This is a genomic window from Spirosoma agri (assembly GCF_010747415.1).
Classification (GTDB): domain Bacteria; phylum Bacteroidota; class Bacteroidia; order Cytophagales; family Spirosomataceae; genus Spirosoma; species Spirosoma agri.
The window spans coordinates 2,351,780-2,374,980 of sequence record NZ_JAAGNZ010000001.1; the positions used below are offsets into that span (position 1 = coordinate 2,351,780).

Here is a 23,201-nt window from a genome sequence, read left to right on the forward strand (position 1 = left end):
GCCAGGTTAGGTACAGATTCACCTTGCTCTAGGCCAGTTGGAGTAGATCGGTGGACAGTTCAACCAGATTGCCCGCCTGGTAGGGCTCCATGATCTGATTGAGCGTCAGGGGCGGTTGAGTAGCCGGATCCGGGCCAAATTGATGCTCTGAAAAATGGGTTGTAAGTTCTCAAAACTCAGTATCAATCCTCTCCAGTTAGGGCTATACTAGCCCTAAGGACTCTTCGGGGACTTCTCCGCTTCACGTATAGCCGCTTAGACAATGAAGGCCACCGCTAGCTAAACAGCTTACTATCAGGGGTAAATTCATGGTTTATTCGCATCAAGTGTAATCACTGCTTCTGGTGATAACCTGGTGCAACTAAATTTTACATGTCTAAACGCTAAGTCCAGAAACCGATGAAGACTAATTTGATCATCACCCTATTCCTTGTGGTTCTACTGGGATGTTCCAAGGAAGACAATACGCCTGTTCCGGCAGTAGATCTGGTCGGCAAATGGGAGTTAGTTAAATTTACAGTGGATCCCTCGCCCGTAAACGGCACGAACGATTATCTGGCCTATTTGCGCCAGCTCTTTAGCTATAACTGCACAGAGATCAATTTCTACTACAACTTCTCGGCTGATAAGGCCTTCTCGGAATCCACGGAGAGTAAATGCCAGTCGGGTACTACAAATGACACCTTACTGGACGGAAAGTGGGAGTCAACGCCCACCGAACTATCCATCACGCTCGACGACGGAACTGGTGTGCAGCAAACACAAACCTATAAAATTGATCTGCACCCGGCTCAACCCGGCAAGTACGCGTATATGGATCTAACGATGAGTAATAATGGTACTAACTACTCCCTGAGCTTAAACAAGCTCTAATCGTAAACCAGCTCGTCTACTACTTTTCGGGGTACTATACTGCTAGTTTAGCTTTTTTCGTAGCCAGGCGCGTACCGGTTCATCGTATAGTTTTAAACTGGCATAGGCCAGCACGATAGCGCCGGAAAAGGTGAGCAGGGCGTAGGGCCAGGCCTGCGCTATGGTAATGCCCTTGTGATTGCTGATCCAGGCCACGTAAAAATAAACCAGCACATAGTGGGTCATGTACAGGGGATAAGACAAATTGCCCAGGAACTGACAAAGTTTAGCTTCCCGCTGAGTTGGCACCACTCCACTGGCACCGATATAGACAATCAGGGGAAAAACCACGATGATGCAAAACGCTTCGTACAACCCATTTACCCAGAGACGCTCGGCCCCGCCCAGTCTGGGCATCAACAAAACCGCGGCCACCAGTAAGCTGCTCCATACGAACGCGTAGTTAATGGAGGCAGGCCGCGCGACCCGCGACAACAGCAGACCGGCGAAAAAGGGGAATAGCGTGCGGATCAGCCCAATGCGCATGTGTTCGGCATTGAGGGTCCAGCCACCGGCCACGTCGCCGTTGGGACTGGTAAGTGCGAAGTGAACTAGCACGGCCCCGGCCAGTACGACAAAACCGGCTAAGGCTTTATTGGATAATTTCCGTAGTCCCAGGGCGTAAAAAAGATTAGCGATGTACTCGAAAAATAAGGACCAGCCAACGCTGTTGAGCGGGTGCATTTCCTGCCAGCCCCGTATATCCATCGACAGGGGCAGGGGTAGGAGTGTATAGCCGATCAGCATTACGAGTATCAGTTTCCAGACCGGAACGGTATGAATAAGAGGCCATAGAGTAGAGTCGGTGAAATAAAAGCCGATGGCGCCCAGCGTCATGCCCAGGATAACCAGGGGCTGGAGCCGCACGAGCCGGCGCCGAAGAAAGCCGCCGATGGTTAGGTTATCCCATCTGCCGTCGTAGGCATAGCCGATGACAAAGCCCGACAGGAGAAAGAAGAAATCAACGGCCAGGTAGCCATGGTTGACTAGATTGTCGAGGTGACTGCTGGCCAGGGGCTCGGCCAGGTGAAAGCAAACGACGATGATAGCGGCTACGCCCCGCAGGCCATCTAACAGTTGATAATGGGGCCTGGTGCCCAGTTGGTTATTATTCATTAAAGGGAACTGAAAAGGGCACGCTGGCTCAGCCAGGAAATAAATTGACTGTAAGTAAGCATTCTTCACCGCCCTGTCGGCTAGCCTATATTATCGCTCGTCGTAACCAAGGAGAATGTAGGCAATGCCAACTTGTCGAAACGGTCTGCTTTTTTAGAATCTTGGACGAATATAACGCTCACTCGTAAACAGCGGCCATATCATCGTCCAGATCCGACATGCGCAGATCCTCCAAATACTCTTCGGTCGTCGAAAACTTGCTGTTACCCGGAGCCGCACTGATCTTACGCTTATCGGCTACTTGGTAGTGGCTTAATTGCGTTTATCGGCGAAGAAGAACTGATTAATGAATAGGCCGATTATCGTATCGTGAACCGCCACTGACCGCCCCGGTTTGAGAAGCAAATCGTTCGACGGGTCACCGGGCCACCGGAGTGGTCTCTTCAAGCGTGTTCGAAGAGTAAGATGCTTACGTCCGAGACCTTGTAATGACGCTTTACGAACTAAGCGTAAGCGTTGATCTAAGCAATCAAAGTACGCCGGCACGGGTCGCCCCGCACCAAGAGTCCGTTATCCATCTAATCACCTCGATTTTAGCTTGCTCTAGTAAGCTAAGTAGGTGGCGAAACGGTTGGTTTGTACGTCGTCCAAAAACGAAGGCAATGATCTCGCCAGTCACTGCATCCTCTACCTACGGCAGCGGCCGACCGTCACAGCCACCGGGGCTGTTTTTTCTTTCCCACGTAGGACCGCCCGGCGGCCCGGCACATCTTGTCAACCTTAAGACTCATTTTCAAGCCTCTATCAACGTATAAGGAGTTTACGTGAATCACTTCTCTACCGCACGGGCAGCCCCGTTTTTTTTAAACTGAGCGCTTACGGTGTTCCGGTTAACACCTAAGACACGAGCGGTATTACGTATGCCGGCTCCGTTAAGGACCATCTGAACGGTCCGCCGTTGCGGTGATCTGCACTTTGACCAAGGGGTCTCGCGCCTTGTGGGTGTAAGTTTGGACAAAACCGGGCCGCAGTCATAGCATCGGTAGCGTTGGGTACCAGCGCGGGTAGTGCCATACCGTTTGACGAGTTTGGTTTAACCGCAATGCTTACAGGCAACTGCTTCTAATACCATTCACAAAGATACCTTATTCAACGCAGTCAGGCCACTGCCAATACGTTACTTATGACAATTGATGTTAAGTTTAAAAGTGGACCATACTCATAATATTCAGAATAGTTATCATCATTTTTTAGACTAATAACGTCAATAAATTCTTGTGCTGACAGCTGGTGTGTGCTTGGCATTGGAGATGATTGCTCAATAGTCATTAAACTAGTGTGGTAGTCATTGAACTAGTGTGGTTAAGAACACACTAACATAGCAGTTTGTGCCTGTTGTAGTGATCTAAGCTTATATATTACGAGTCCGAAAAAACGGGTAGTCTCCTGAACTAGTGGTTTCACCACGATTGCGACCAGCAATCATTTTCGTAATGGTTCAATTTAACGGTCGAATTGGCAGCCGGATGTAAGGAACGGGTCAACAACCGTATAGGAGGGTTTCGAAAAGTTATGCGCTTAAGCCCAAACTCTGCTGGTGAAAACACGTTAATAGCTGTTAAACGTGGTTAGTCGCCTGCGCTGTGAAAATCGGTCTAAGCTATTTCTAAGGGGATCTTAAGCAGATTTTCAGCACACAGCGGCAACTTGCCAACCCGTTCAGTACTCATTATCACTGCCAGCTACGCGGACACCTGCTTACAGGTAGCCTTCTGACTGGCTAGTAAAACGCCTTACGCCCAAGCAATTATGACAGATACTCCTGTAGAACAACACGATCAGCTTCTCTGGTACAAGGATGCCATTATTTACGAACTTCACATTAAAGCGTTCTGCGATGGTAATGCCGACGGCATTGGTGATTTTCAGGGCTTGCTCGAAAAGCTGGATTACCTTCAGGAACTGGGCGTCACGGCCATCTGGCTGCTGCCTTTCTATCCGTCGCCCCTGCGCGATGATGGCTACGACATTGCTGATTATTATACGATAAATCCGTCCTACGGAACCATCGAACAGTTTAAAACCCTGCTCGTTGAAGCCCATCAGCGGAACCTGAAAGTCATTACGGAGCTGGTGATCAACCACTCGTCCGATCAGCATCCCTGGTTTCAACGTGCCCGGAAAGCACCCAAAGGTTCGCCCGAACGGGATTACTACGTCTGGACCGACGATCCAACGCAGTACCGGGATGTCCGGATTATTTTCCAGGATTTTGAAAAATCTAACTGGACCTGGGACCCTGAAGCGCAGCAGTATTACTGGCACCGCTTTTTTCACCACCAGCCCGACCTGAACTACGACAACCCGCTGGTTCAGGAAGAGGTGTTCAAAATGATCGATTACTGGTGCGAGCTGGGTGTCGATGGTTTCCGGCTGGATGCCGTACCTTACCTGTTTGAGCGAGAGGGGACCAACGGCGAAAACCTGCCCGAAACCCACGCGTTCCTGAAAAAACTGCGCAAGCACATCGATGATCATTTTCCGGGTGTAGCGTTCCTGGCCGAAGCGAATATGTGGCCCGAAGATTCAGCATCGTACTTCGGCGATGGCGACGAATGCCACATGAACTATCATTTTCCGGTGATGCCCCGCCTGTTCATGGCGCTGCAAATGGAAGACCGGTACCCGATTACCGACATTTTCGACCAGACGCCAGCCATTCCCGATAATTGCCAGTGGGCCATCTTCCTCCGTAATCACGATGAGCTTACTTTGGAAATGGTTACCGACGAAGAGCGGGATTATATGTATAAGACTTACGTCAGAGACCCCCGATCGCGCATCAATCTTGGCATCCGTCACCGGCTGGCTCCGCTGCTGGGCAATAGCCGGAAGAAGATCGAACTGATGAACTGCCTGCTGTTCTCGTTGCAGGGCACGCCGGTCATTTATTACGGAGATGAGATCGGGATGGGCGACAATGTGTACCTGGGCGACCGCGATGGCGTACGGACTCCCATGCAATGGTCGCCGGATCGAAATGCGGGATTCTCGGCCGCCAACCCGCATAAACTTTACCTGCCGACCATCCTTGATTCTGAATACCACTATGAAGCGGTCAACGTGGAAACCCAACGGGCCAACACGTCGTCGCTGTTCTGGTTCATGAAACGGATGATCAATCTGCGGAAACGGTACAAGGCTTTCGGACGGGGTGATCTCAACTTTGTGAACGTCGAAAACCCTAAAGTGCTGGCCTTTACCCGGACGTACGAAGACGAAACTCTGCTGGTTGTCATCAACCTGTCGAAGTTTGCGCAACCCGCCGAGATCGAACTGAAGGGCTTTAACGGCTATGTACCGGTCGAAGCATTCAGCCGAAATTCGTTCCCGCCGGTTTCGGAAAACGAAACGTATTTCTTCACCCTGGCTCCGCACGACTACCAGTGGTTCGTGCTGGAGAAAATACATACGGATGCGCTGCCCGCTTTCCACCTGCCCGAACTTCAGATTGCGTCCTGGGGTCAGCTGATGAACAAAAGTGCCCGCGAACGACTGGAAACGAAGGTATTGCCGGATTATCTGCTCCGATCCGACTGGTTCAGTGAGAAAAAGCAGACGATGCGGGGCATTGCGATCGTGAATCAGTCCCCCCTGACGCTCCCGTCCGGATCGGCCCATGTGCTGCTGCTGGAGGTATCGTACGAACGGGGTTTGCCCGAAATTTATCAGTTGATCATCGCGTTTGCCGATGAGTCGCAGGCTGCGAAATTGACCCAGGGCTGCCCGCAGTCGGTGTTGGCTACGATGAAGTTGGGTCAGGAGACGGGTGTTCTCTGCGATGGGCTGTATCTGGCCGACATTCAGCTGGCGTTGCTTCAGAACGTGGCTCAGCAAAGCAGCCATACCGAAGGAAATCTGCTATTTCAGAGTAAACCGGCGCTGACCGAATACGTTCGGGAGCACGACTCCATAAAGCCCAAACTGCTCGCTTCGGGACCTAACTATGCCACGATTGCCTACGATCGGGATTACCTGTTAAAAATGTACCGAAAGGTCGATCGGTCTGTAAACCCGGATACAGAAATTACGCGGTTCCTGTCCGATAAGGCCGAATTTGCCAACGTTCCGGCGTTTACCGGAACTGTAGAAATTAGTTCGACGGGCGAACCAATCATGCTGGGTGTCATGCAGGAGATGGCCGCTCAACATGGCGATGGAAAAAGTTACACGCTGGATCGGATCAACAACTTTATCGAACGAATTCTGGCCCGCGATTCGGCTCAGTTAGCGCAGGAAACCGCGGTTTCGCTCGGTACGCTGAGTCAGCCGGTTTTGTTCAGCGCGTTACCCCCCGAAACCCAGGAGTTGGTAGGCCATAGGGCCGCTCAACAGGCGCGGCTGCTGGGCATACGTATCGGACAGATGCACCAGGCACTGGCTTCTAACACGACAGATGCGAATTTTGCGCCGGAAGAATTCTCACTGCACTACCAGCGTTCGCTCTTTGCGAGCTTTCAGACGTTGGTTCGCGAAAGTTTCCAGAGTCAGAAGCGGAACGTACAACGCCTGCCCGACGACGTACGGCAAGAGGCCGAGCAGCTGCTGGGTCGGAAAGATGACGTGCTGAACCTGCTGAAGCGCATTTATCGCAAAAAGCTGGATACGACGAAAATCCGGATTCACGGCGACCTGCAACTGGAAAAAATCCTGCTAACCGGCAAAGACATTGCCATTCAGGATTTCGGTGGCGATCCGAGTCGAAGCTACAGCGAACGTCGGTTGAAGCGGTCGCCCCTGCGCGATGTCGCGTCGATGATCCGCTCGTTCTACTACGTAGGTTACGAAGGATTTCTGTCGACGAACCAGGTTCAGGTAGCTAATACGGTTCAGTTGTTACCCTACGCAGAGTTCTGGGCGCATTGCATGAGTAACTTTTTCATGCAGGCGTATCTTGAAACCGTTCAGGGCAGCTCGTTCATTCCCGATCAGCCCGACGATCTGCAAATGATGCTGGAAACGTACCTGCTCGAAAAAGCCATCTCCGATTTGACGCATGAACTTAATAACCGCCCCGACTGGGTGAGGGTCCCTTTGCAGCTTATCAAATCGATCCTTGACCAATCCGACGTGCCGGCCGTGGAGCGCGAACCGGGAGAAGGGACGGTTATGCTGGGTACCATAGCGGGTAGTTGATCCGTTGAGAGTACAGCGGTCATCGGCAATGTGTGTGCGTCTTGGTAGACACACGTTACGATGATCGTTGTGCTCTCTGCTGTTATGTTCTGTAAACTGTACCGCATGAATCGATCCATCCGAAACGTATTCTATCTCGTAGTTGCCCTGTTTATCCCGACGTTAGGTCAGAGTCAATCGGTTCGCGACAAACCACGTCCGGCTACTCAAACACTGGTCAGTCCCGATGAGCAGTTTGGCCCGTTATTCGAGGCTGTTCAGTTAAAAGCCGTCTTCCCGGATTCAAAAACCTTTGCCGACTGCACGCCTAAATTTCCACCGGCAACAATTCTGGCCAACTACGACAACGCCCGCCAGCAGGCTGACTTCGAACTGAAAAGCTTTGTTCTGGAACACTTTACGTTACCGGTCAGGCCAGCATCCGGCTACACGAGCAAAGCTGGTCAGTCGGCCCAGCAACACATCGCCGACTTATGGCCAGTGCTGACCCGACCGGCTCTGTCAACCCTCAAGCCGAACGAGCAAGCTGGTTCGCTTATTCCATTACCAAAATCCTACGTAGTCCCCGGCGGTCGATTTGGCGAGATCTATTACTGGGATAGCTACTTCACCATGCTGGGCTTGCAGACTTCGAGCCGGACGGTGCAGATCAGGAACATGGTCGATAATTTTGCTTACCTGATCCGAACGATCGGGTTTATTCCCAATGGTAACCGGACGTATTTTTTGGGTCGCTCGCAGCCCCCGTTCTTCTCATTCATGGTAAATCTGCTCTCGGAGGTGCAGGGTCGCCGGAGTCTGATCACCTATTTGCCTGAATTACAAAGGGAATATGATTTCTGGATGGCGGGCAAAGATCAGCTAAGCGCACAGCGACCAGCCTACCGGCGGGTGGTGCGACTGGATGAGGGCGTCTACCTGAACCGGTATTTTGATGACAAGCAAACACCCCGCCCCGAATCGTATCGGGAAGATGTCCAACTGGCCAAGTCGACCAAACAACCACCGGTACTTTATCGACACCTTCGCGCTGCGGCTGAATCGGGCTGGGATTTTAGCAGTCGGTGGCTGACCAATAGCAAAAAACTGCGTACCATTCATACTACTGATTTTATTCCGGTCGATTTAAATGCCCTGCTCGTCAATCTGGAACAAACGCTGGCCAGTGGCTATCGGCTGAAAGGGGATCTGGCCCGAGCCAAGGCCTACGAGCAACTGGCTCAGCAGCGACGTAGTGCCATTCAACGTTACTGCTGGAGTCTGAAGAATGAGTTCTTTTTTGATTATGATTTTGTTGCCCGGAAGCCATCTTCGGTCTATTCGCTGGCTGGCGTCTATCCGCTTTTTGTCAAAATAGCTACGCCTGCCCAAGCCGTATCAGTAGCTCGAAAACTGGAACAGTCCTTTCTGAAACCCGGCGGATTGACCACTACGCTGGTACGCACTGGCGAACAATGGGATGCACCCAACGGGTGGGCTCCGTTGCAGTGGCTAGCCATCCAGGGGTTGCGCAACTACCGACAGCAACCACTGGCGACTAAGATCAAGACAAACTGGGTAAATGAAAACCTGCGGGTCTACAAAGCGTCGGGGAAGATGGTTGAAAAATATGATGTGATCAGCACGGCAGGGGCCAAAGGGGGAGAATATCCGAATCAGGATGGTTTCGGCTGGACAAACGGCGTGTTGCTACGACTGATAAGCGAGAAGTGACCCTTCGGAAATGCACCATTGACAGCCTACTTGTTCCCTCTACACGCAGTCCCTTTCCGTATGCGCAGTTGAAGAAAATGCCAGTCTTCGTCTCACCCAGTTCTGCGTTGGCTATGCAAAAGATAGGGGACACGGGCCGTACTGTAACGGGGTTACTAACGAGTGCCAACTAGACCGGCAAAATCCTGAACGGCTATCGGCAAGCTGAAGGCGAGGAGCCTTATCGTGCAAGGTTTTCAGGTGCCGGATACTAAGTTTTGCCGACAGATTTAAAAGTTGGCTATTAATTTATAAATTAAATTATAGGTGTATGAATGCATATATTTGTACATAATGTGTTATTACCATAGATTAGTCGATTACATATTATTATTAAAAATAGTAGTTTACTGACTAATAAATAAGCTCGTTGAGCGTATTAACTAATAACACGCTGGTTAGTCGATAGAGTTGTTCTGTCTTCGTGAACACTTTAAGATATATACCGGTTAATTCTGTATAGTGTTGATATTCAATCATTAATGGAACTAGTTATGGCCCCTAAAAAGAATTCATTATTACCTGGTCCCTGGACAGTAGTAGTTATGATTTCTGGCTCTCTGTTCTGGCTAACCGTTAAGTGGATTTGGGAACAGCTGTTCTGATCACGTCTTCATTGTAACAGCTCCCTTTTCTAAGTGGACGTTTCTACGGCTAGTCTGTAGCAAGAATAAATGCATCGGTACGTTGGTATAGCTGTTACAAATTTAGTAAGATCATGAGTTACAAAGGCTTTATAATCGAGCCCAAAGCCGTAGATGTTTGCGTTGATTTTGGAAGCAATGGATATGTCGTGACGGGAAATCGGACAGCCTACCGGATTTTCCATTCGGCCACAAAGTTGATGTACGGCTTCAGAAGTACGCTGGAACTGGCCCAGAAAGCGATCGACAAAAACGGAGAGCGCTGGCTTAAGAGCAAACTGTAAGTAGTGTCTCAGAGACGACCCTGTTCTAACGCAAAATGGCCCGACTTCGACAGTTGGGCCATTTTGCATTAAAACGTTCTAGTGTAAAACAGCTTTGCTACCTCACTTTTACGATCTCACCGAAGTAGTTCATGAACACGATGTAGTTTGCCGTTTTTTTGCTGTCCGGGTTCCGTAAGCTCATGGTGAGCGTAATATATTTCTGACCGTTGAACGTTGGCTTGTAGGTCGTGTTTTGAAGAACAGACCGATTAATAACGTCATCGCTTTTGGTGAAGTACAGTAAATCGTCTTTGAGCAACGTTCGTTTGAAGAGCTGACTGCCTGACTTTTTCGTTGCCAATACCGTAACCGTGTTGTTGAAATAGCAACCCCCGGCCGTTTCCGTGGTACTTGTATCTTTCTCCAGTGTCAGCGCCACCTTTATTGATTTTGCCGATTCCTGATAGTCATTGGCTTTGCCTAATTTTTCCGGTTCAATAAGCGACAGGCAGTTTTTGGGTTTGGGAGATGTGACCACAGCGGAGTCGACAAGGGGGGAACTCGTGTTTTTGGTTGTGCGTTCGGTATGGCCACAAGCCGCTAGCAGGCTGGCTGTCAGGAAAAATAAAGCTGCGTTCTTCATGCCGTAAATTTCGCAATTATCCCGTAGCCTGTTTATGGTTATTGTCATTATAGAGATAAAAGGAGAGCTACGTTTCGCCCGAATCACGAAAAAATCGGACTGGAGCGCTATTCGGCGTCAAAAAATGGATTGGATTAAAGGAGAGTATCAGAGAAAGAGGTCACTCGGTAAGTTGCTATTCATGTATAGCTCATGGAGTCGTTTGTAAAATTTATCGATACCCAAGACAGACTGTTTCGGGCGAACTAACGTCATTCGTCTGTTCGCTATTGATTAGCCGGCTGTTGGCGCACACTGGCACGAAATACACACCATTGACACGCTTCCGTTTAATAAACTCGTTCCGCTAATAGATTGATGGTTCGTACATTGGTCTGAGTAAACACAACCTGATGCGACTAACCTGGACGTTTTTTTCTAAACAAGAACCTACCGTCACACTGACAGTAGTGTATTTACCCAAACTGGATAAGTTCCGTTCGGCGGGCTATCTGGAGACCGTCACCAACACGGCTTATGTGGGCTGGGATAGCTTTCGAATTTTTAATACGGGTGGCCAGGCTGATAAAAAAGCCCTTTTTGGCTCACTGATCCGAGTTGATCAATTCAGTCCACTGTCCATCTGATCAGCGTAAAAAGCTCAGCACTGCTTTTTTAAATAAGTCGATTGACTGGACGTGCGGAATGTGGCCAACGCCGGGAAACTCGACGAGTTGACTGCCGGAAATTTGCTGCTGGGTTCGTTTGCCCAGCGCCGGATAGTGCCCATATTGATTGACGATCGCTTTCGGCACCCGCGCTTTACCCACAATGGTGCGATCTGCCTGCCCGATCAGCAAAAGGGTAGGCACCTTGATCCGGTTAAATTCGTAACAAACGGGCTGTTCATAAATCATCTGGTAGGTGAGGGCATTGACCCACGCGATTTGCTTGAATCTGGGATCGGTCAGTGCGGCAGCCTGTACACGCACCCATTCGTCATACGCCGGCTTCCACTGGGGGTAATAACTCTGCTGATATTTTTTGTAGGAATCATACGTGGCGGCCAACTCTCCTTTGTACAAACTGTCGATGGGCGAGTACGGAACGAAGGTTCGATAATCTTCCAGCCCGATCGGATTTTCAAGCACTAGCTGACTAACCCGCTCCGGATACTGTAACGTGAAGCGCGTTGCCAGCATACCACCCATCGAATGTGCTATGACAATGACTTTATCGATTTTCAGCGAATCGAGCAATTGTTTGTTGTTGGATGCCAACGCATGAAAGCTATAGTGCAGATCCGGAATGTCTGATTTGCCCCAGCCGACCTGATCGGGTACGATGACCCGATACCCTGCTTCGGCGAGAAAATCAATCACGTTGCGCCAATAGACGCCCGAAAAATTTTTGCCGTGGAAAAGAATGACGTTTTTCCCGTTCGGCTTAGTGGCGGGAGCTACATCCATATAAGCCATGCGTATTGTTTTTTGCTCCTGATGTAGGGTAACGTACCGAACGGGATGCGGATAAACGATTGTCTGGGCAGAAGAACACACGGTTCCTGTCAGCCAGAGAAGCATCAGACAGCAATATATTTTCATCGTATGCAGTAGGGTTAAAGCAGCAACGTGTAGCATTTGGTATAGCTGCGAAAAGCTCATCTCTATGACAACACAGAAATACTGCCTTGGTTAAGCTAATTGATCGACTACGAAATTATTGGTTTGTACAGCTACTAGTCCGCCAACTGACTTGGGTCAACGGGGGGGGCGCAGTGATTCTCTTTGAGCACCGTTTTTGCTGAAATTGTACTTTTTTGATGATATCTAGTTATTGTGAGAAAAATCGTCCAAAAAATTAGAATTATTAGAAAAATACAAATTATGCGTAATTAAGATGGACTTATTGAACTATTCTAATAAATGGCCTATTTTGCGGCTAATTAATTGTCTTTTTTAATGAATTTTTCGAAAAAGCCTGCTTATAAGCCTCCTGCCTATTGCATTAACCCACCTCAATCCACCACCTTTGTCACGGAAAAATATAAATTTAAGTCCAATGAAACAGTTCCGTTTATCAGTTGCCGTATTGCTTTCAGTATGCGGTTTGGCGGGCATGGGAGATGCCAAAGCCGACAATGGTTCAGTAGTAAGCGGGGTAAATGTTGAGAAGTCCGAACAAAAGAAAATTCGTTTATATACCCAATCGTCCGCTCCGGTTGACGTGGCAATTATCGATGCTGAAGGTCACCTTCTTTATCGTGGAACCGTTACTAAAAATCAGAAAGGCGTCGCTTCGTTCAATCTGAACAGCCTGCCCGATGGTCAGTATTTTCTGACGGCCAGCAACGATAATTACTGGATGTCGCAGGGACTGACGATCAAAGGTAACGCGCTTAGCGTTGACGACAGTAACCTGAAACAACTGGTGCAGCCAACCATTTCGGCTTACGAGAAAAACAAATTTGAAGTGAATTTGCCTGCCAAGAACGTAGATGAGGCTAATGTCGCTATCTACGATGCGCAGAACGTGCTGGTTCAGACCGATACATTCAAAGGTTCGGTTCGCCGGTTCGACCTGTCATCACTGCCCGATGGTGCGTACACGTTCATCGTAGGCCCTGATCAAAAGCAGTTCTCGACACGTATCGACATCAAGCACTAAGTTACTGGCAACTGCGTGTCGATTGATACAGTAGTTGATTCCTACCATTCTCAACGTACGCGATAAGGCTTTTCGGACAAGTCTGGTCGCGGCCCCAACACACCGCTGCGTTTTCTCAAACGCAGCGGTTTTTTTTATTGGTCAGGATGGCTTTTGACGGTCGCTATCCGCTGGGAAAATCAACTACGTAACGACTGCTCACGGGCTCAATCAGAGGAAGAACCTTTTAAGGCGGTTAAATAGGATTTTTCTACTAATTAACGGTTTGATTTTTCTTTAATTGGGTAATGCCTACCTTTGCAAAGTCAAAAATGGGTGAAACGCCGACGGCTTGCCGTAGAGGTTTGACTCCTGGCCCGGCTGGTCCGAGCAGCCGGGCTTTTTTATGCCCCGAACTGGCTTCGCGACAACTCAATTATCACCGCGACAATCCGAGTTCCCTCTCCACTGTTACGCTACCAGCATAACGAATAGCTTGGCTCAGCCGATCTGCCGGTACTTCACGTTGGCCAATAACGAGAAACGATACCGGGGTACCTTTGCCGAAGGGGACTGGCCTATGTTTATCAAGATCAAAGCACTGGCGGAAGGCGATCAAACGATCTGCTTTCTTTTACTTAACCCGAGTCCAGGTTTTCGTTTTTCCTAACAGAGAGATGCCCATAACGTAGCCGTGCAGATCCAGCGCATCCGGACTTTTAAGGCTTAAATCACAGCTGTACGTCTTGCCGTCTTCCGGGTTGTAAATTTCCCCATCGCTCCAGACATTGTTGCCCTTGTAGGTGAGGTTCGTCATAATGACCATGTTATGAATGGGGCGGGTGCGTAGCTTTTCATCGGGATTCTGACTATCCATTTTGGGCCTGTTGGTCGCTGGGTCATTCGGTTCGGCTGTCCACACCAGCCGCCCGTAATACTTATTGCCCTGCTTGTAGATCTGAACCTGATTTTTCTTTTTTGAACTAAGCCACTTTCCAACCACTGCATCGGCATTATCGGGTTGCGGTGCGTAGGCAGATAGAGTTAGCATCAATAACAATACTAAAGCAGTCAGGCGGTAAACGTTCATAAATTGAGTGGCGATCATTGATTTGCTGTATAAACTCAAATCGGGATAAAATGGTCCAACAAATCAATCAAAACGAAAGTTTGTTGTACTATTCCCGTCCTTTTGATTTCTTAGAGTCTGAAAAGGAGCAAAAGGTTAAATGAGTTCGACTTATTTACATCCTGACTTCTTATCGAATGTGCCCGGTTTATCCTTCTTTGATAGCGGTTGATGCCATAATTCGCTCAGGTAAACTAACAACGTATAGCGAGTGACTGCTGGAAAGCGAAGTTTAGGGCTACAACCAAAAACGGGCAACTACCACTAAAAGCAACTAGTCGTGATGATGAGCCAACTTTTCCAGGTATAAACTCTCAAATACTGTTCTTCTCGCTAAAAGGAGCCTACCCGCATAAAACAGAATAGTCGGCCGACGACTATCACGATCGGTAAGGTCAAGCCATGAACGCCTTCACGATGGTGAACGTATATGAACCTAGAGACTAGAATCAGGTGATCAGGCGGGCCAAATGATGTCGTGAGCCGAATCGGTGAATCTGGTCTATGAATGAAGCGAATGTTGCCCGCTAACCGTTGAGTGTCGGCGAACAGACGTTGCCGTGTAGACATGGCAAACCGGAGGTTCTAGGGACGAGAACCACCGCACTCTTGTTTGCCATCCGACAGTCAACTTGCCGCTATTCGCCCACTCGTATTGGTGTCAGATAAGGTTGTTCAGCTTCATCGAATAGGCGTGAGCGAATTAAAAAACGGATGCCCATCGGGATCTCGAGCGAAAAGCTGGCTCCCCGGCCGGGTGTGACATCAACCGTTAAATGCGTATGTCGCCAGTATTCGAACTGATCGGAAGACATCCAGAAGTCGCAGCCTTCGATCTGGCCCAGCCACACGTCGGATGCCCCGATAATAAAATCACCAACGGCATAGCACATGGGCGACGAGCCATCACAGCATCCTCCGCTCTGGTGGAACATCAGTGGCCCGTGTTGAGCCTTTAGCGTGTTGATAACGGTGGCAGCCGCCGGAGTGACATCTACACGAGAAACGGACTGAGTAGTCATAAAAAAGAATAGTATGCGTTCGTTACAGGTCCTGACTCACTTGCATCAACGGCTGGGCGTCCGTGAAGTTGGCGATGTCACCAATCAGTTCGGCACCGTGTTCGTTTAATCCCCGGTTCAATTCATCGGTCGTGTTGAAACGTAAACCCGTGATCATCGCGTAGGCTGGCAGCGAACCGGGTTCATTGCCACTCAGCCCTTCCTGGAGATCAATGCCCTGTAATCCAAACGGAGTTAACCGCTTTTTTACCAGAGGAATGTGGCTTTCAAGATAATAGGCACGATTAAAGGTAGTACCCTTGGTTTTTGGATAAAGAACGGTGAGCCGGACCATAAAGAAGCTGTGTGTAAAAATGACTGTCCGGCTGACGAAGCACATCGCTAAGAAGTACTCTGTCAACCGGACGAATTTTGATTAAAAGAAGCCTAATTTACTCTTGCTGTAGGAGATCAGAATATTTTTTGTCTGCCGATAATGGTTGAGCATCATGTGGTGATTCTCGCGGCCAAAACCGGATTTTTTGTACCCGCCGAATGGGGCATGAGCCGGGTAATTGTGGTAACAGTTCACCCAGACCCGACCTGCCTGAATTTGGCGGGGAACCTGATACAGTTCATGCGCATCGCGTGTCCATAACCCAGCGCCGAGTCCGTATAACGTATCGTTGGCGGTTGCAACTGCTTCGTCGGCATTTTTGAATGTTGTTACCGCTAGCACGGGACCAAAAATCTCTTCCTGGAAAACGCGCATCTTGTTGTTGCCCTTGAAGATCGTTGGCTGAATGTAGTAACCACTTTCCAGACCGTTACCCACCAGGCCAGCCGGGCCACCACCGGTCAGCACTTCAGCACCTTCCTGTTTGCCAATGTCGATATAGGAAAGAATTTTTTCGTATTGATCGTTGCTGGCCTGCGCGCCCATCATCGTATCCGGGTCCAGTGGGTGACCGAGTTTAATGGCTTTGGTCCGCTCGATAACCCGCTCGATGAAGCGATCATACGCCCGCTCATGCACCAGCATGCGGGAAGGGCAGGTGCAGATTTCGCCCTGATTCAGCGCAAACATGACTGCACCCTCCACGCACTTGTCAAAGAAGTCATCGTCGGCATCGGCAATGGATTCCATGAAAATGTTGGGTGATTTCCCCCCCAGCTCCATCGTTACCGGAATGAGATTTTCCGACGCATACTGCATAATCAGACGGCCCGTTGTGGTTTCGCCGGTAAACGCTACTTTGGCAATCCGCTTGGATTGTGCCAAAGGCTTACCCGCTTCGGGACCAAATCCATTAACGATATTGACGACGCCCGGTGGAATCAGTCCATCGAGTACTTCCATCAGCACCAGAATGGAGGTCGGTGTTTGTTCGGCGGGTTTCATCACCACGCAGCAACCAGCTGCCAGCGCCGGAGCCAGTTTCCAGGTAGCCATGAGCAGCGGGAAATTCCAGGGGATGATTTGGCCCACAACGCCAATGGGTTCTTTAACGATCAGCGAAACGGTATCGGCATCGAGTTCGGCCAGGCTGCCTTCCTCGGCGCGGATAACCCCGGCGAAGTAGCGGAAGTGATCAACGACCAGGGGTAAATCGGCGGCCAGTGTCTCACGAACCGCTTTTCCATTCTCGACCGTTTCGACGCGCGCCAGAAATTCAAGATTCTGCTCGATACGGTCGGCGATCCGGATCAGCATGTTGCTACGCTCGGTTGCCGACGTGCGTGACCAGGCCGGAAATGCTTTATGAGCGGCATCAAGAGCCAGGTCGATGTCAGCGGCTTTTGAGCGGGGAACACGAGCGATGAGGCTGTCGTCGATGGGGGAGGAATTATTGAAATACTCACCATCAACGGGAGCTACCCATTTACCACCAATGTAGTTCTCGTATTGGGATTTGAACTGGGGACGGGGCAGGGTTTTGCTGGGGGCTTCTACTACTTCCATGTTCGTTGTAAAAAAGTTTAATTGGATTTATTACAAAGTTTGCATGAATTGTTCAATAAAAGTTGATCGATTGTATCGTCTACATGCACAATCCTATCAATGTTGCCGCATCTCACTTCACGATTTAGCGGGAAAACAAAGACGAATAAATGATAAAAATATCATGCGTAAGCCAAGCGTTGAGGGGTTGTCAGGAGATATTGAACAGAGAGTGGACCGTTGCAGGAACTCACCTAGACATACGCTCGAATTCTTATAATCGCAATAGTATTTATGGCAATAGCAATACAAAGTTGTCCGGAAATGCCTACTTTGCAACTAAGTAGCTGCCATAGTTCAGTGGAAGTCTGCTTAACGAACCCGATCCTGATGAAAAGCATACAGACAACTCCACTTAATATTTCACGCCATTTACAGTCCCGGCGTCTGGAACAGGAAGTAGAGAATCGGACTGCTTATACGATTGATACCGCAGAGCTGAACATATACGAGACGTATCATGTGGCCGAGAAGGTTGAGTTGACGTTTAACAGTCCGGTATTGGCCAGTATGATTCGGGGTAAAAAAGTGATGCACCTGCCCGGAACGCCATCGTTCGATTTTCTGCCCGGTGAGTCGGTGATCGTGCCCAGCGAAGAAACCATGCGGATCGATTTCCCCGAAGCGCAAAGTCAGAATCCTACGCAGTGCCTGGCGCTGGCTATCGACCCCAGCAAAGTAAAACAGGTTACGGATCTGCTCAACGAACAGGCTCCACTGGTCGACAATTCGACCGGGTGGCAATATGGTCAGAGTAATTTCTTCTTAACGAACGACGTGCCGATCCATCAGCTCATTGCAAGGCTGATTTATATATTTACCGAAAACAACAAGGCGAAAGACGTTTTTGCTAATCTTATTTTGCAGGAACTGGTAGTTCGGTTGATGCAGACTCAGGCGCGTACGTTACTCTTGAGCGCGACTACCAACGTGGCCAGTGTGAACCGGCTGGCGCACGTGGCTCAGTACATCAATAAGAATCTAAACCGCAATCTGCACATAAAAGAACTGGCCGATGAAGCCTGCATGAGTGAGCCCAATTTCTATCGGACATTCAAGCAAACATTCGGCATGACGCCCCTCGATTTTATCAATCAACAACGCATCGATCTGGCATCCCGATTATTAAAAGCGACCAATCGCTGTCTGGCTGATATAAGCGTTGATTGCGGTTTCAACAACCTGACCTATTTCATGAAATTGTTCCGACGCGAGATCGGCATGTCTCCGGCGCAGTACCGTAAACAGACGGCATAGTGCGATTCGTCATGGATCTGCTGTACCATCCAGCAACCTTCCCGCTAGGTTTTAGCCAACTCAGTTAGGGATAAGGGTTTTGACGTTTGGCTATTCGAATGAGAATAAAAGGCAAATTTGCCTGACTCTGCTCTCCTCATCCCCGACCCCTCCCAGCATGAGCGGGCCGCCCATGCTGGGAGGGAAAGCACTATCTAGCCTTAACCAGTTGACCGTCCCGGATTTCTTCCGAAGCAATTTTAACAATCGGCTCGCCTTTCTTTATGTCGCCAAAGACTTCGACCAGACTGTCAACGACGTTCCCTTTCTGTACTGATACCCACTGGGCTCGATTGTCGTGCACGCGGATAACGAACATCTTTTCGCTGGAACTCACAACCGACGTAGCTGGAACAAACAGGGTCAGCGCGGAGCGTTCAACGGGGAGCGTGACTTCCGCATACATGCCCGATTTGAGTTCATGAGCATTGTTGTTGACATCGAACTCGGCCATCATGGCGCGGTTTGCTTCAACTAAACTCTCGGCACTACGGGCCAGTTTGGCGTTAAATCGTCGTTCTGGATTGGCGTTGACCGTGAAGGAAACGGCACTTTTTGCCTGTAGTTGGTTAGCAAAGGTTTCGGGAATTGCCACCGTCAGTCGCAAGGTTCGGCTGTCTTCCAGCACGAACAGCGGCTTACCACTATCGCCCGCGCCAACCAACGCACCGGGGCTGATGTTCCGTTCCGTGACCATGCCATCGAATGGGGCCGTAATGGTCAGGTAATGTCGCAGTTCCGCTTTGGCCTGATAGTTCGAGCGGGCTGCCTGCACCGTACCCCGTGCTACGGCAACCATGGCGCTATCGGCCTGCATTTTTGCCTGCGCCTGATCGAGTTCGTTCGCCGAAACGGCACCTTCCATTTTTGCCGTCTGAACCAGCCGCTGGTACGTTAGCCGACTGGCGCGGGAACGGGTCGTTTGTTCGACCAACGTGGCTTCCTGCGCCTGAACCTGGGCTTGCGCCTGACTCAGTTCTGACAGAACTTCGGGGGCGTCGAGACGAGCCAGTACCTGCCCCTTGCGAACGAAGGTGCCCCGGTCAACCGGAATGTCTCGCACGAATCCTTTCACTTTAGCGTATATATTCACCCGGTTCCAGGGTTTCAGTTCGCCCGGCAGCGTAACACGCTTGCTGGGTTGCAACGCCTGAACGGTAGCCATAACTACCTGGGGCGATTCCGGCTCTTTAGTCGCCGTTGGTTTCTTGTCGTTGCCCGAAGATGAGCAGGCAGCTAGACCGGCCACAACCGATACTGGCCAGAGCAATCGCATTAGAGAGTTCATAGGGAGTGGACCGCAGGGGCGGGTGTAAGTTGGTGATCGAAGAATTTACTGTCCGGATCTTCCGGATCGAGGGATACCGATTGTATACTGGCTTTCGCTTGTAGCTGGCTGAACACGCAGGGCAGAATGAGCAGAGCCGCCAGTGTCGAGGCAATCAAACCGCCAATAACAGCCTGACCAAGTGGCGCAATCTGGTCACCACCTTCGCCCAGGCCCGACGCCATTGGCACCATGCCCGCAATCATGGCGATACTCGTCATCAGAATCGGCCGAATTCGGCTGTTGGCCGCCATTACCACAGCCTTGCGCGTATCGCCCACCTCCAGGCGAAGATTTTCCGCATTGGTAACCATCAGAATGGCATTGGCGACCGATACCCCAACCGACATGATCAGACCCATGTACGATTGCAGATTCAGCGTGGCCCCGCAAGCGAGCAGCATCACCAATGCCCCGGCAACCACCGCCGGAATCGCTGAAAGAATCACTAATGACAATTTGAAGGACTGGTAATTAGCCGCCAGCAGCAGGAAGATAATCACAATGGCAACCAGCAGACCCGTTTGCAGACTGCTCAGCGTATCGGACAGTAAATTGGTCTGACCGCCCATCTCCACGAGAACCCCGCGGGGTGGCTCACCCGCGTCACGAATAGCTTTCTGAACCGCTTTCTGGGCCGTGCCTAAGTCCATTTTTTGCAAATTGGCGGTGATGGTAACGAGTCGGTTTGGACCAGCGCGGTCGTATTCGCCGGGGGCCGTACCTTCCGAGAACGTGGCTACATCCGATAGCAACGGTTGCATGTTGCCACTTTTTAGCGGGATATTGCCAATGTCGGTGGTGCTACTCATCTGGTATTCCGGAATCTGTACCTGTACCTGGTAGGCCAGTCCTTTCGATTCGTCGAGCCAGAGGTTCTTGTCGGTAAACCGGCTCGATGACGTAGCGGCTACCATCGACCGGGCCACCTGCGTTGAGGTGACACCCAGTTGCCCGGCCCGTTCGCGGTTCATGGTTACGTTCAGGACAGGGTAGGCTAGTGGTTGGGCGATCTGTACATCACGCAGAAAGTCGATCTTCACCATTTGTTCGCGGATTTTGTTCGCGAAACGACCCGCTTCGGTCAGGTCTTTTGCCGCTATGGTTACTTCGATGGGTGTCGATGCGCCCTGACTCATGATCTTTTCGGTCAGCTCGATCGGCTCGAAGGAGATATTGGCGTTTGGCAGGGCTTTGGCAATGCGCGTCCGAAGTTCCTCCTTCAGATTGTCCATGTTTACGGGATGCTCCTCCTTTAATGACACTTGCAGAACAGCCTCGTGCGGACCACTGTTGAACACGAAGATATTCGACGTACCGTAGCTGGAGGGCACTGTACCGACGTAGGCCGATGAGATCTCCACGTTGTCAGCACCTACCGATTCTTTGATAATGTCGAGTGCTTTCAACGTGGCTGTTTCGGTCCGTTCGACCCGCGTTCCATCCGGAATTCGAAGGCGCATTTGAAATTGGTGGCTGTTACCGTGGGGCAGAATATCGGTGCCAATCACCATAAAACAAACGACGATGATCGCCAGCGTTGCCGCCAGATAACCGCCAACGACCAGGCCCCGGCGATTCAGGATTTTGTCGAGCAGGGCGGAGTAGCGTTGTTTGAACTTATCAAAACCGGTTGCATTTTTTGCCGGATGAGCCGCATCGTCCATCATGGCATGACGTTCCTGTGCATCCAGGGCAAGAGTAGGTGCTTCGTGGGCCGGATGGCTTTTCAGGAGCCAGTTTGCCAGCACCGGAACGAACGTCTGCGAGAGCAGAAACGACGCGATCATGGCAAAGCCAACCGATAACGACAACGGCAGGAACATGGAACGCGGTACTCCGCTCATCACGAACGCCGGAGCGAACACGGCCAGAATAGCCAGTAGAATCAGAAACTCGGGGAAGACGATTTCTTTGCAGGCATCCCAGATTGCGACGGCCTTCGGTTTTCCCGTTTCCAGATGCTGGTGAATATTTTCGATCGTTACCGTCGCCTGGTCAACTAGAATGCCGATGGCCAGGGCCAGACCCGACAGAGTCATGATGTTGATCGTTTGCCCGAACAGGTTGAGCATGATCACCGCCGACAGAATGGAAATCGGGATGGTGACCACTACAATGATCACACTCCGCCAGTCGCGCAGGAACAACAGCACCATCAATCCCGTCAGTACCGCACCCAAAATGCCTTCTGTCACCAGGCTTTTTAGGGAGTTGGTTACGTAGACCGACTGGTCGAATTCGTACGATATCTTTACATCTTCAGGAACGGCTGCCTGTAGGTCCGGCATGGCTTTCCGAATGTTGTTTACGACATCGAGCGTAGAGGCATCCGACTTTTTGACCACTGGAATGTACACCGCCCGACGACCGTTCACGAGTGCATACCCCACCGTTACGTCGGCTCCATCTTCGACCGTGCCAATATCCCGCACGAACACCGTCGGTCCCGATCCAACGCGAATGGGGATATTCAGGAAATCTTCGGGTCGTTTGATGAGCGAGTTAACCGGTGTCATCAGCGTTTTCTCGCCAATGCGGATGTTACCGGCGGGTGAAGGCTGGTTGTTGGTAATGATGGACTTGATCACTTCTTCCGGTGTCAGCTGATAACTGCGAACCAGTTGCGGATTCACTTTGATAATGACCGTCCGCTGGTTACCACCGAACGGAGGAGGGCTTGATACCCCCGGAATCCGGGAAAACATGGGCCGCACCCGCGACGACGCATAATCCTGAATGTCGTTCAGCGACCGGCTCGGGCTTTCAAACACCAGTTGACCGACCGGTACCGAACTGGCGTCGAAGCGCACTACCTGGGGTGGTACGGTGCCGTCGGGCATGTAGGCTTTTGCGCGGGAGACATTGTTCGCCACTTCGGCAGCGGCCTGTGCCATATCCGTTCCTGGATAGAATTGCAGTTTGATAAGCGACAATCCCTGGATGGTTTTCACATCGATGTCGCGGATGCCCGATACATAGAGAAAGTGATCCTGATAACGCGTGGCAATGAATCCGTCCATTTGGTCGGGAGCCATCCCGCCGTAGGGTTGAACGACATAAATTGTCGGTAGGTCGAGGTTCGGGAAAATATCGACGGGGATGGTAAACAGTGACATCACTGAAAAAAACAGGAGTCCCAGGACCGCTACCACAACCGAAATTGGTTTTCGTAAGGCCGATCGAATGAGTTGATACATAGTTATTTAAGTATTGGTTGTAGAGACGCAATCCCTTGCGTCTCCTGACCGGATGGTGTTGTTCGAAACGTATTGCTGACACGAACGAGACG

Annotated in this window: 19 protein-coding genes and 1 pseudogene; 7 read left to right on the plus strand and 13 right to left on the minus strand. The window is 50.4% G+C overall.

Annotation, left to right across the window (positions count from 1 at the left end):
- The first annotated feature begins 399 nt into the window (after nucleotides 1-399).
- Entirely contained in the window at nucleotides 400-873 is a 474-nt protein-coding gene (locus tag GK091_RS09715; RefSeq protein WP_164036790.1) for a lipocalin family protein, read from the plus strand.
- A gap of 42 nt (nucleotides 874-915) precedes the next feature.
- On the opposite strand, the gene GK091_RS09720 is transcribed toward GK091_RS09715, so the two are convergent.
- From GK091_RS09720 to GK091_RS30210, 5 genes and pseudogenes are all read right to left on the minus strand, one after another.
- Nucleotides 916-2,028, minus strand: a complete 1,113-nt coding sequence (locus GK091_RS09720) for an acyltransferase family protein (protein WP_164036792.1) — start codon at nucleotides 2,026-2,028, stop codon at nucleotides 916-918.
- A 312-nt stretch (nucleotides 2,029-2,340) separates the two neighbouring features.
- A complete protein-coding gene (locus GK091_RS29810) occupies nucleotides 2,341-2,475 on the minus strand; it encodes a hypothetical protein (protein WP_262889178.1) in 135 nt (44 codons plus the stop codon).
- An 82-nt stretch (nucleotides 2,476-2,557) separates the two neighbouring features.
- Nucleotides 2,558-2,707: an IS1 family transposase gene (locus tag GK091_RS30045; RefSeq protein ID WP_164036795.1), complete on the minus strand. Its 150-nt coding sequence runs from the start codon at nucleotides 2,705-2,707 to the stop codon at nucleotides 2,558-2,560.
- A gap of 150 nt (nucleotides 2,708-2,857) precedes the next feature.
- A complete protein-coding gene (locus GK091_RS30050; RefSeq protein WP_164036797.1) occupies nucleotides 2,858-2,971 on the minus strand; it encodes an IS1-like element transposase in 114 nt (37 codons plus the stop codon).
- Nucleotides 2,972-3,055: 84 nt separating this feature from the next.
- Nucleotides 3,056-3,112 (minus strand): annotated as a pseudogene (locus GK091_RS30210) (IS1/IS1595 family N-terminal zinc-binding domain-containing protein); the annotation flags it as partial.
- Between the two features lie 725 nt (nucleotides 3,113-3,837).
- Between GK091_RS30210 and treS the strand changes: the two are divergent.
- From treS to GK091_RS09745, 3 genes are all read left to right on the plus strand, one after another.
- Nucleotides 3,838-7,224: a maltose alpha-D-glucosyltransferase gene (gene treS / locus GK091_RS09735; RefSeq protein WP_164036799.1), complete on the plus strand. Its 3,387-nt coding sequence runs from the start codon at nucleotides 3,838-3,840 to the stop codon at nucleotides 7,222-7,224.
- Nucleotides 7,225-7,329: 105 nt separating this feature from the next.
- Complete coding sequence (treF, locus tag GK091_RS09740; RefSeq protein ID WP_164036801.1) at nucleotides 7,330-8,937, plus strand: alpha,alpha-trehalase TreF; 1,608 nt, start codon at nucleotides 7,330-7,332, stop codon at nucleotides 8,935-8,937.
- Nucleotides 8,938-9,694: 757 nt separating this feature from the next.
- The gene (locus tag GK091_RS09745; protein WP_164036803.1) at nucleotides 9,695-9,904 is read left to right on the plus strand and encodes a hypothetical protein; all 210 of its coding nucleotides are present in this window, start codon (nucleotides 9,695-9,697) and stop codon (nucleotides 9,902-9,904) included.
- A 97-nt stretch (nucleotides 9,905-10,001) separates the two neighbouring features.
- On the opposite strand, the gene GK091_RS09750 is transcribed toward GK091_RS09745, so the two are convergent.
- On the minus strand, nucleotides 10,002-10,577 hold the full coding sequence (locus GK091_RS09750; protein ID WP_246202183.1) for a hypothetical protein: 576 nt from the start codon (nucleotides 10,575-10,577) through the stop codon (nucleotides 10,002-10,004).
- Nucleotides 10,578-10,978: 401 nt separating this feature from the next.
- Here GK091_RS09750 and GK091_RS09755 point away from each other — a divergent pair, with 401 nt between their 5' ends.
- Complete coding sequence (locus GK091_RS09755) at nucleotides 10,979-11,155, plus strand: hypothetical protein (RefSeq protein ID WP_246202184.1); 177 nt, start codon at nucleotides 10,979-10,981, stop codon at nucleotides 11,153-11,155.
- Here the strand turns inward: GK091_RS09755 and GK091_RS09760 are convergent, their stop codons facing one another.
- Nucleotides 11,156-12,112 (minus strand): alpha/beta fold hydrolase, encoded by a 957-nt coding sequence (locus GK091_RS09760; RefSeq protein WP_164036808.1) that lies wholly within the window; start codon nucleotides 12,110-12,112, stop codon nucleotides 11,156-11,158.
- Nucleotides 12,113-12,569: 457 nt separating this feature from the next.
- On the opposite strand from GK091_RS09760, the gene GK091_RS09765 reads away from it, so the two are divergent.
- A complete protein-coding gene (locus GK091_RS09765; RefSeq protein WP_164036809.1) occupies nucleotides 12,570-13,175 on the plus strand; it encodes a T9SS type A sorting domain-containing protein in 606 nt (201 codons plus the stop codon).
- A 613-nt stretch (nucleotides 13,176-13,788) separates the two neighbouring features.
- On the opposite strand, the gene GK091_RS09770 is transcribed toward GK091_RS09765, so the two are convergent.
- The 4 genes from GK091_RS09770 to GK091_RS09785 all read right to left on the minus strand — a co-directional run bounded on the left by GK091_RS09770 (nucleotide 13,789) and on the right by GK091_RS09785 (nucleotide 17,247).
- Entirely contained in the window at nucleotides 13,789-14,205 is a 417-nt protein-coding gene (locus GK091_RS09770; protein ID WP_246202185.1) for a DUF2147 domain-containing protein, read from the minus strand.
- 716 nt (nucleotides 14,206-14,921) lie between these two features.
- Nucleotides 14,922-15,305, minus strand: a complete 384-nt coding sequence (locus tag GK091_RS09775) for a DUF779 domain-containing protein (RefSeq protein ID WP_164036814.1) — start codon at nucleotides 15,303-15,305, stop codon at nucleotides 14,922-14,924.
- A 22-nt stretch (nucleotides 15,306-15,327) separates the two neighbouring features.
- Entirely contained in the window at nucleotides 15,328-15,639 is a 312-nt protein-coding gene (locus GK091_RS09780) for an EthD family reductase (protein ID WP_164036816.1), read from the minus strand.
- Between the two features lie 81 nt (nucleotides 15,640-15,720).
- Nucleotides 15,721-17,247, minus strand: a complete 1,527-nt coding sequence (locus tag GK091_RS09785; RefSeq protein WP_164036818.1) for an aldehyde dehydrogenase family protein — start codon at nucleotides 17,245-17,247, stop codon at nucleotides 15,721-15,723.
- 369 nt (nucleotides 17,248-17,616) lie between these two features.
- Here GK091_RS09785 and GK091_RS09790 point away from each other — a divergent pair, with 369 nt between their 5' ends.
- Complete coding sequence (locus tag GK091_RS09790; protein ID WP_164036820.1) at nucleotides 17,617-18,543, plus strand: AraC family transcriptional regulator; 927 nt, start codon at nucleotides 17,617-17,619, stop codon at nucleotides 18,541-18,543.
- Nucleotides 18,544-18,733: 190 nt separating this feature from the next.
- On the opposite strand, the gene GK091_RS09795 is transcribed toward GK091_RS09790, so the two are convergent.
- Both GK091_RS09795 and GK091_RS09800 read right to left on the minus strand, forming a co-directional pair.
- Nucleotides 18,734-19,858 carry an efflux RND transporter periplasmic adaptor subunit gene (locus tag GK091_RS09795; protein WP_246202186.1) on the minus strand — a complete coding sequence of 375 codons (1,125 nt, stop codon included), beginning with the start codon at nucleotides 19,856-19,858 and terminating at the stop codon, nucleotides 18,734-18,736.
- Nucleotides 19,859-19,866: 8 nt separating this feature from the next.
- Nucleotides 19,867-23,109, minus strand: coding sequence for an efflux RND transporter permease subunit (locus GK091_RS09800; protein WP_164036824.1), 3,243 nt, complete (start codon nucleotides 23,107-23,109; stop codon nucleotides 19,867-19,869).
- Nucleotides 23,110-23,201: the final 92 nt, after the last annotated feature.

What these genes read in the sequence shown, in the direction of transcription:
- treS (WP_164036799.1), top strand. Translation starts at nt 3,838, where the DNA reads ATGACAGATACTCCTGTAGAACAACACGATCAGCTTCTCTGGTACAAG.
- GK091_RS09780 (WP_164036816.1), bottom strand. Translation starts at nt 15,639, where the DNA reads ATGGTCCGGCTCACCGTTCTTTATCCAAAAACCAAGGGTACTACCTTT.
- GK091_RS30050 (WP_164036797.1), bottom strand. Translation starts at nt 2,971, where the DNA reads ATGGTCCTTAACGGAGCCGGCATACGTAATACCGCTCGTGTCTTAGGT.
- GK091_RS09750 (WP_246202183.1), bottom strand. Translation starts at nt 10,577, where the DNA reads ATGACAATAACCATAAACAGGCTACGGGATAATTGCGAAATTTACGGC.
- GK091_RS09765 (WP_164036809.1), top strand. Translation starts at nt 12,570, where the DNA reads ATGAAACAGTTCCGTTTATCAGTTGCCGTATTGCTTTCAGTATGCGGT.
- GK091_RS09785 (WP_164036818.1), bottom strand. Translation starts at nt 17,247, where the DNA reads ATGGAAGTAGTAGAAGCCCCCAGCAAAACCCTGCCCCGTCCCCAGTTC.
- treF (WP_164036801.1), top strand. Translation starts at nt 7,330, where the DNA reads ATGAATCGATCCATCCGAAACGTATTCTATCTCGTAGTTGCCCTGTTT.
- GK091_RS09800 (WP_164036824.1), bottom strand. Translation starts at nt 23,109, where the DNA reads ATGTATCAACTCATTCGATCGGCCTTACGAAAACCAATTTCGGTTGTG.
- GK091_RS09715 (WP_164036790.1), top strand. Translation starts at nt 400, where the DNA reads ATGAAGACTAATTTGATCATCACCCTATTCCTTGTGGTTCTACTGGGA.
- GK091_RS09775 (WP_164036814.1), bottom strand. Translation starts at nt 15,305, where the DNA reads ATGACTACTCAGTCCGTTTCTCGTGTAGATGTCACTCCGGCGGCTGCC.
- GK091_RS09790 (WP_164036820.1), top strand. Translation starts at nt 17,617, where the DNA reads ATGAAAAGCATACAGACAACTCCACTTAATATTTCACGCCATTTACAG.
- GK091_RS09770 (WP_246202185.1), bottom strand. Translation starts at nt 14,205, where the DNA reads ATGCTAACTCTATCTGCCTACGCACCGCAACCCGATAATGCCGATGCA.
- GK091_RS09745 (WP_164036803.1), top strand. Translation starts at nt 9,695, where the DNA reads ATGAGTTACAAAGGCTTTATAATCGAGCCCAAAGCCGTAGATGTTTGC.
- GK091_RS09760 (WP_164036808.1), bottom strand. Translation starts at nt 12,112, where the DNA reads ATGAAAATATATTGCTGTCTGATGCTTCTCTGGCTGACAGGAACCGTG.
- GK091_RS09720 (WP_164036792.1), bottom strand. Translation starts at nt 2,028, where the DNA reads ATGAATAATAACCAACTGGGCACCAGGCCCCATTATCAACTGTTAGAT.
- GK091_RS09795 (WP_246202186.1), bottom strand. Translation starts at nt 19,858, where the DNA reads ATGCGATTGCTCTGGCCAGTATCGGTTGTGGCCGGTCTAGCTGCCTGC.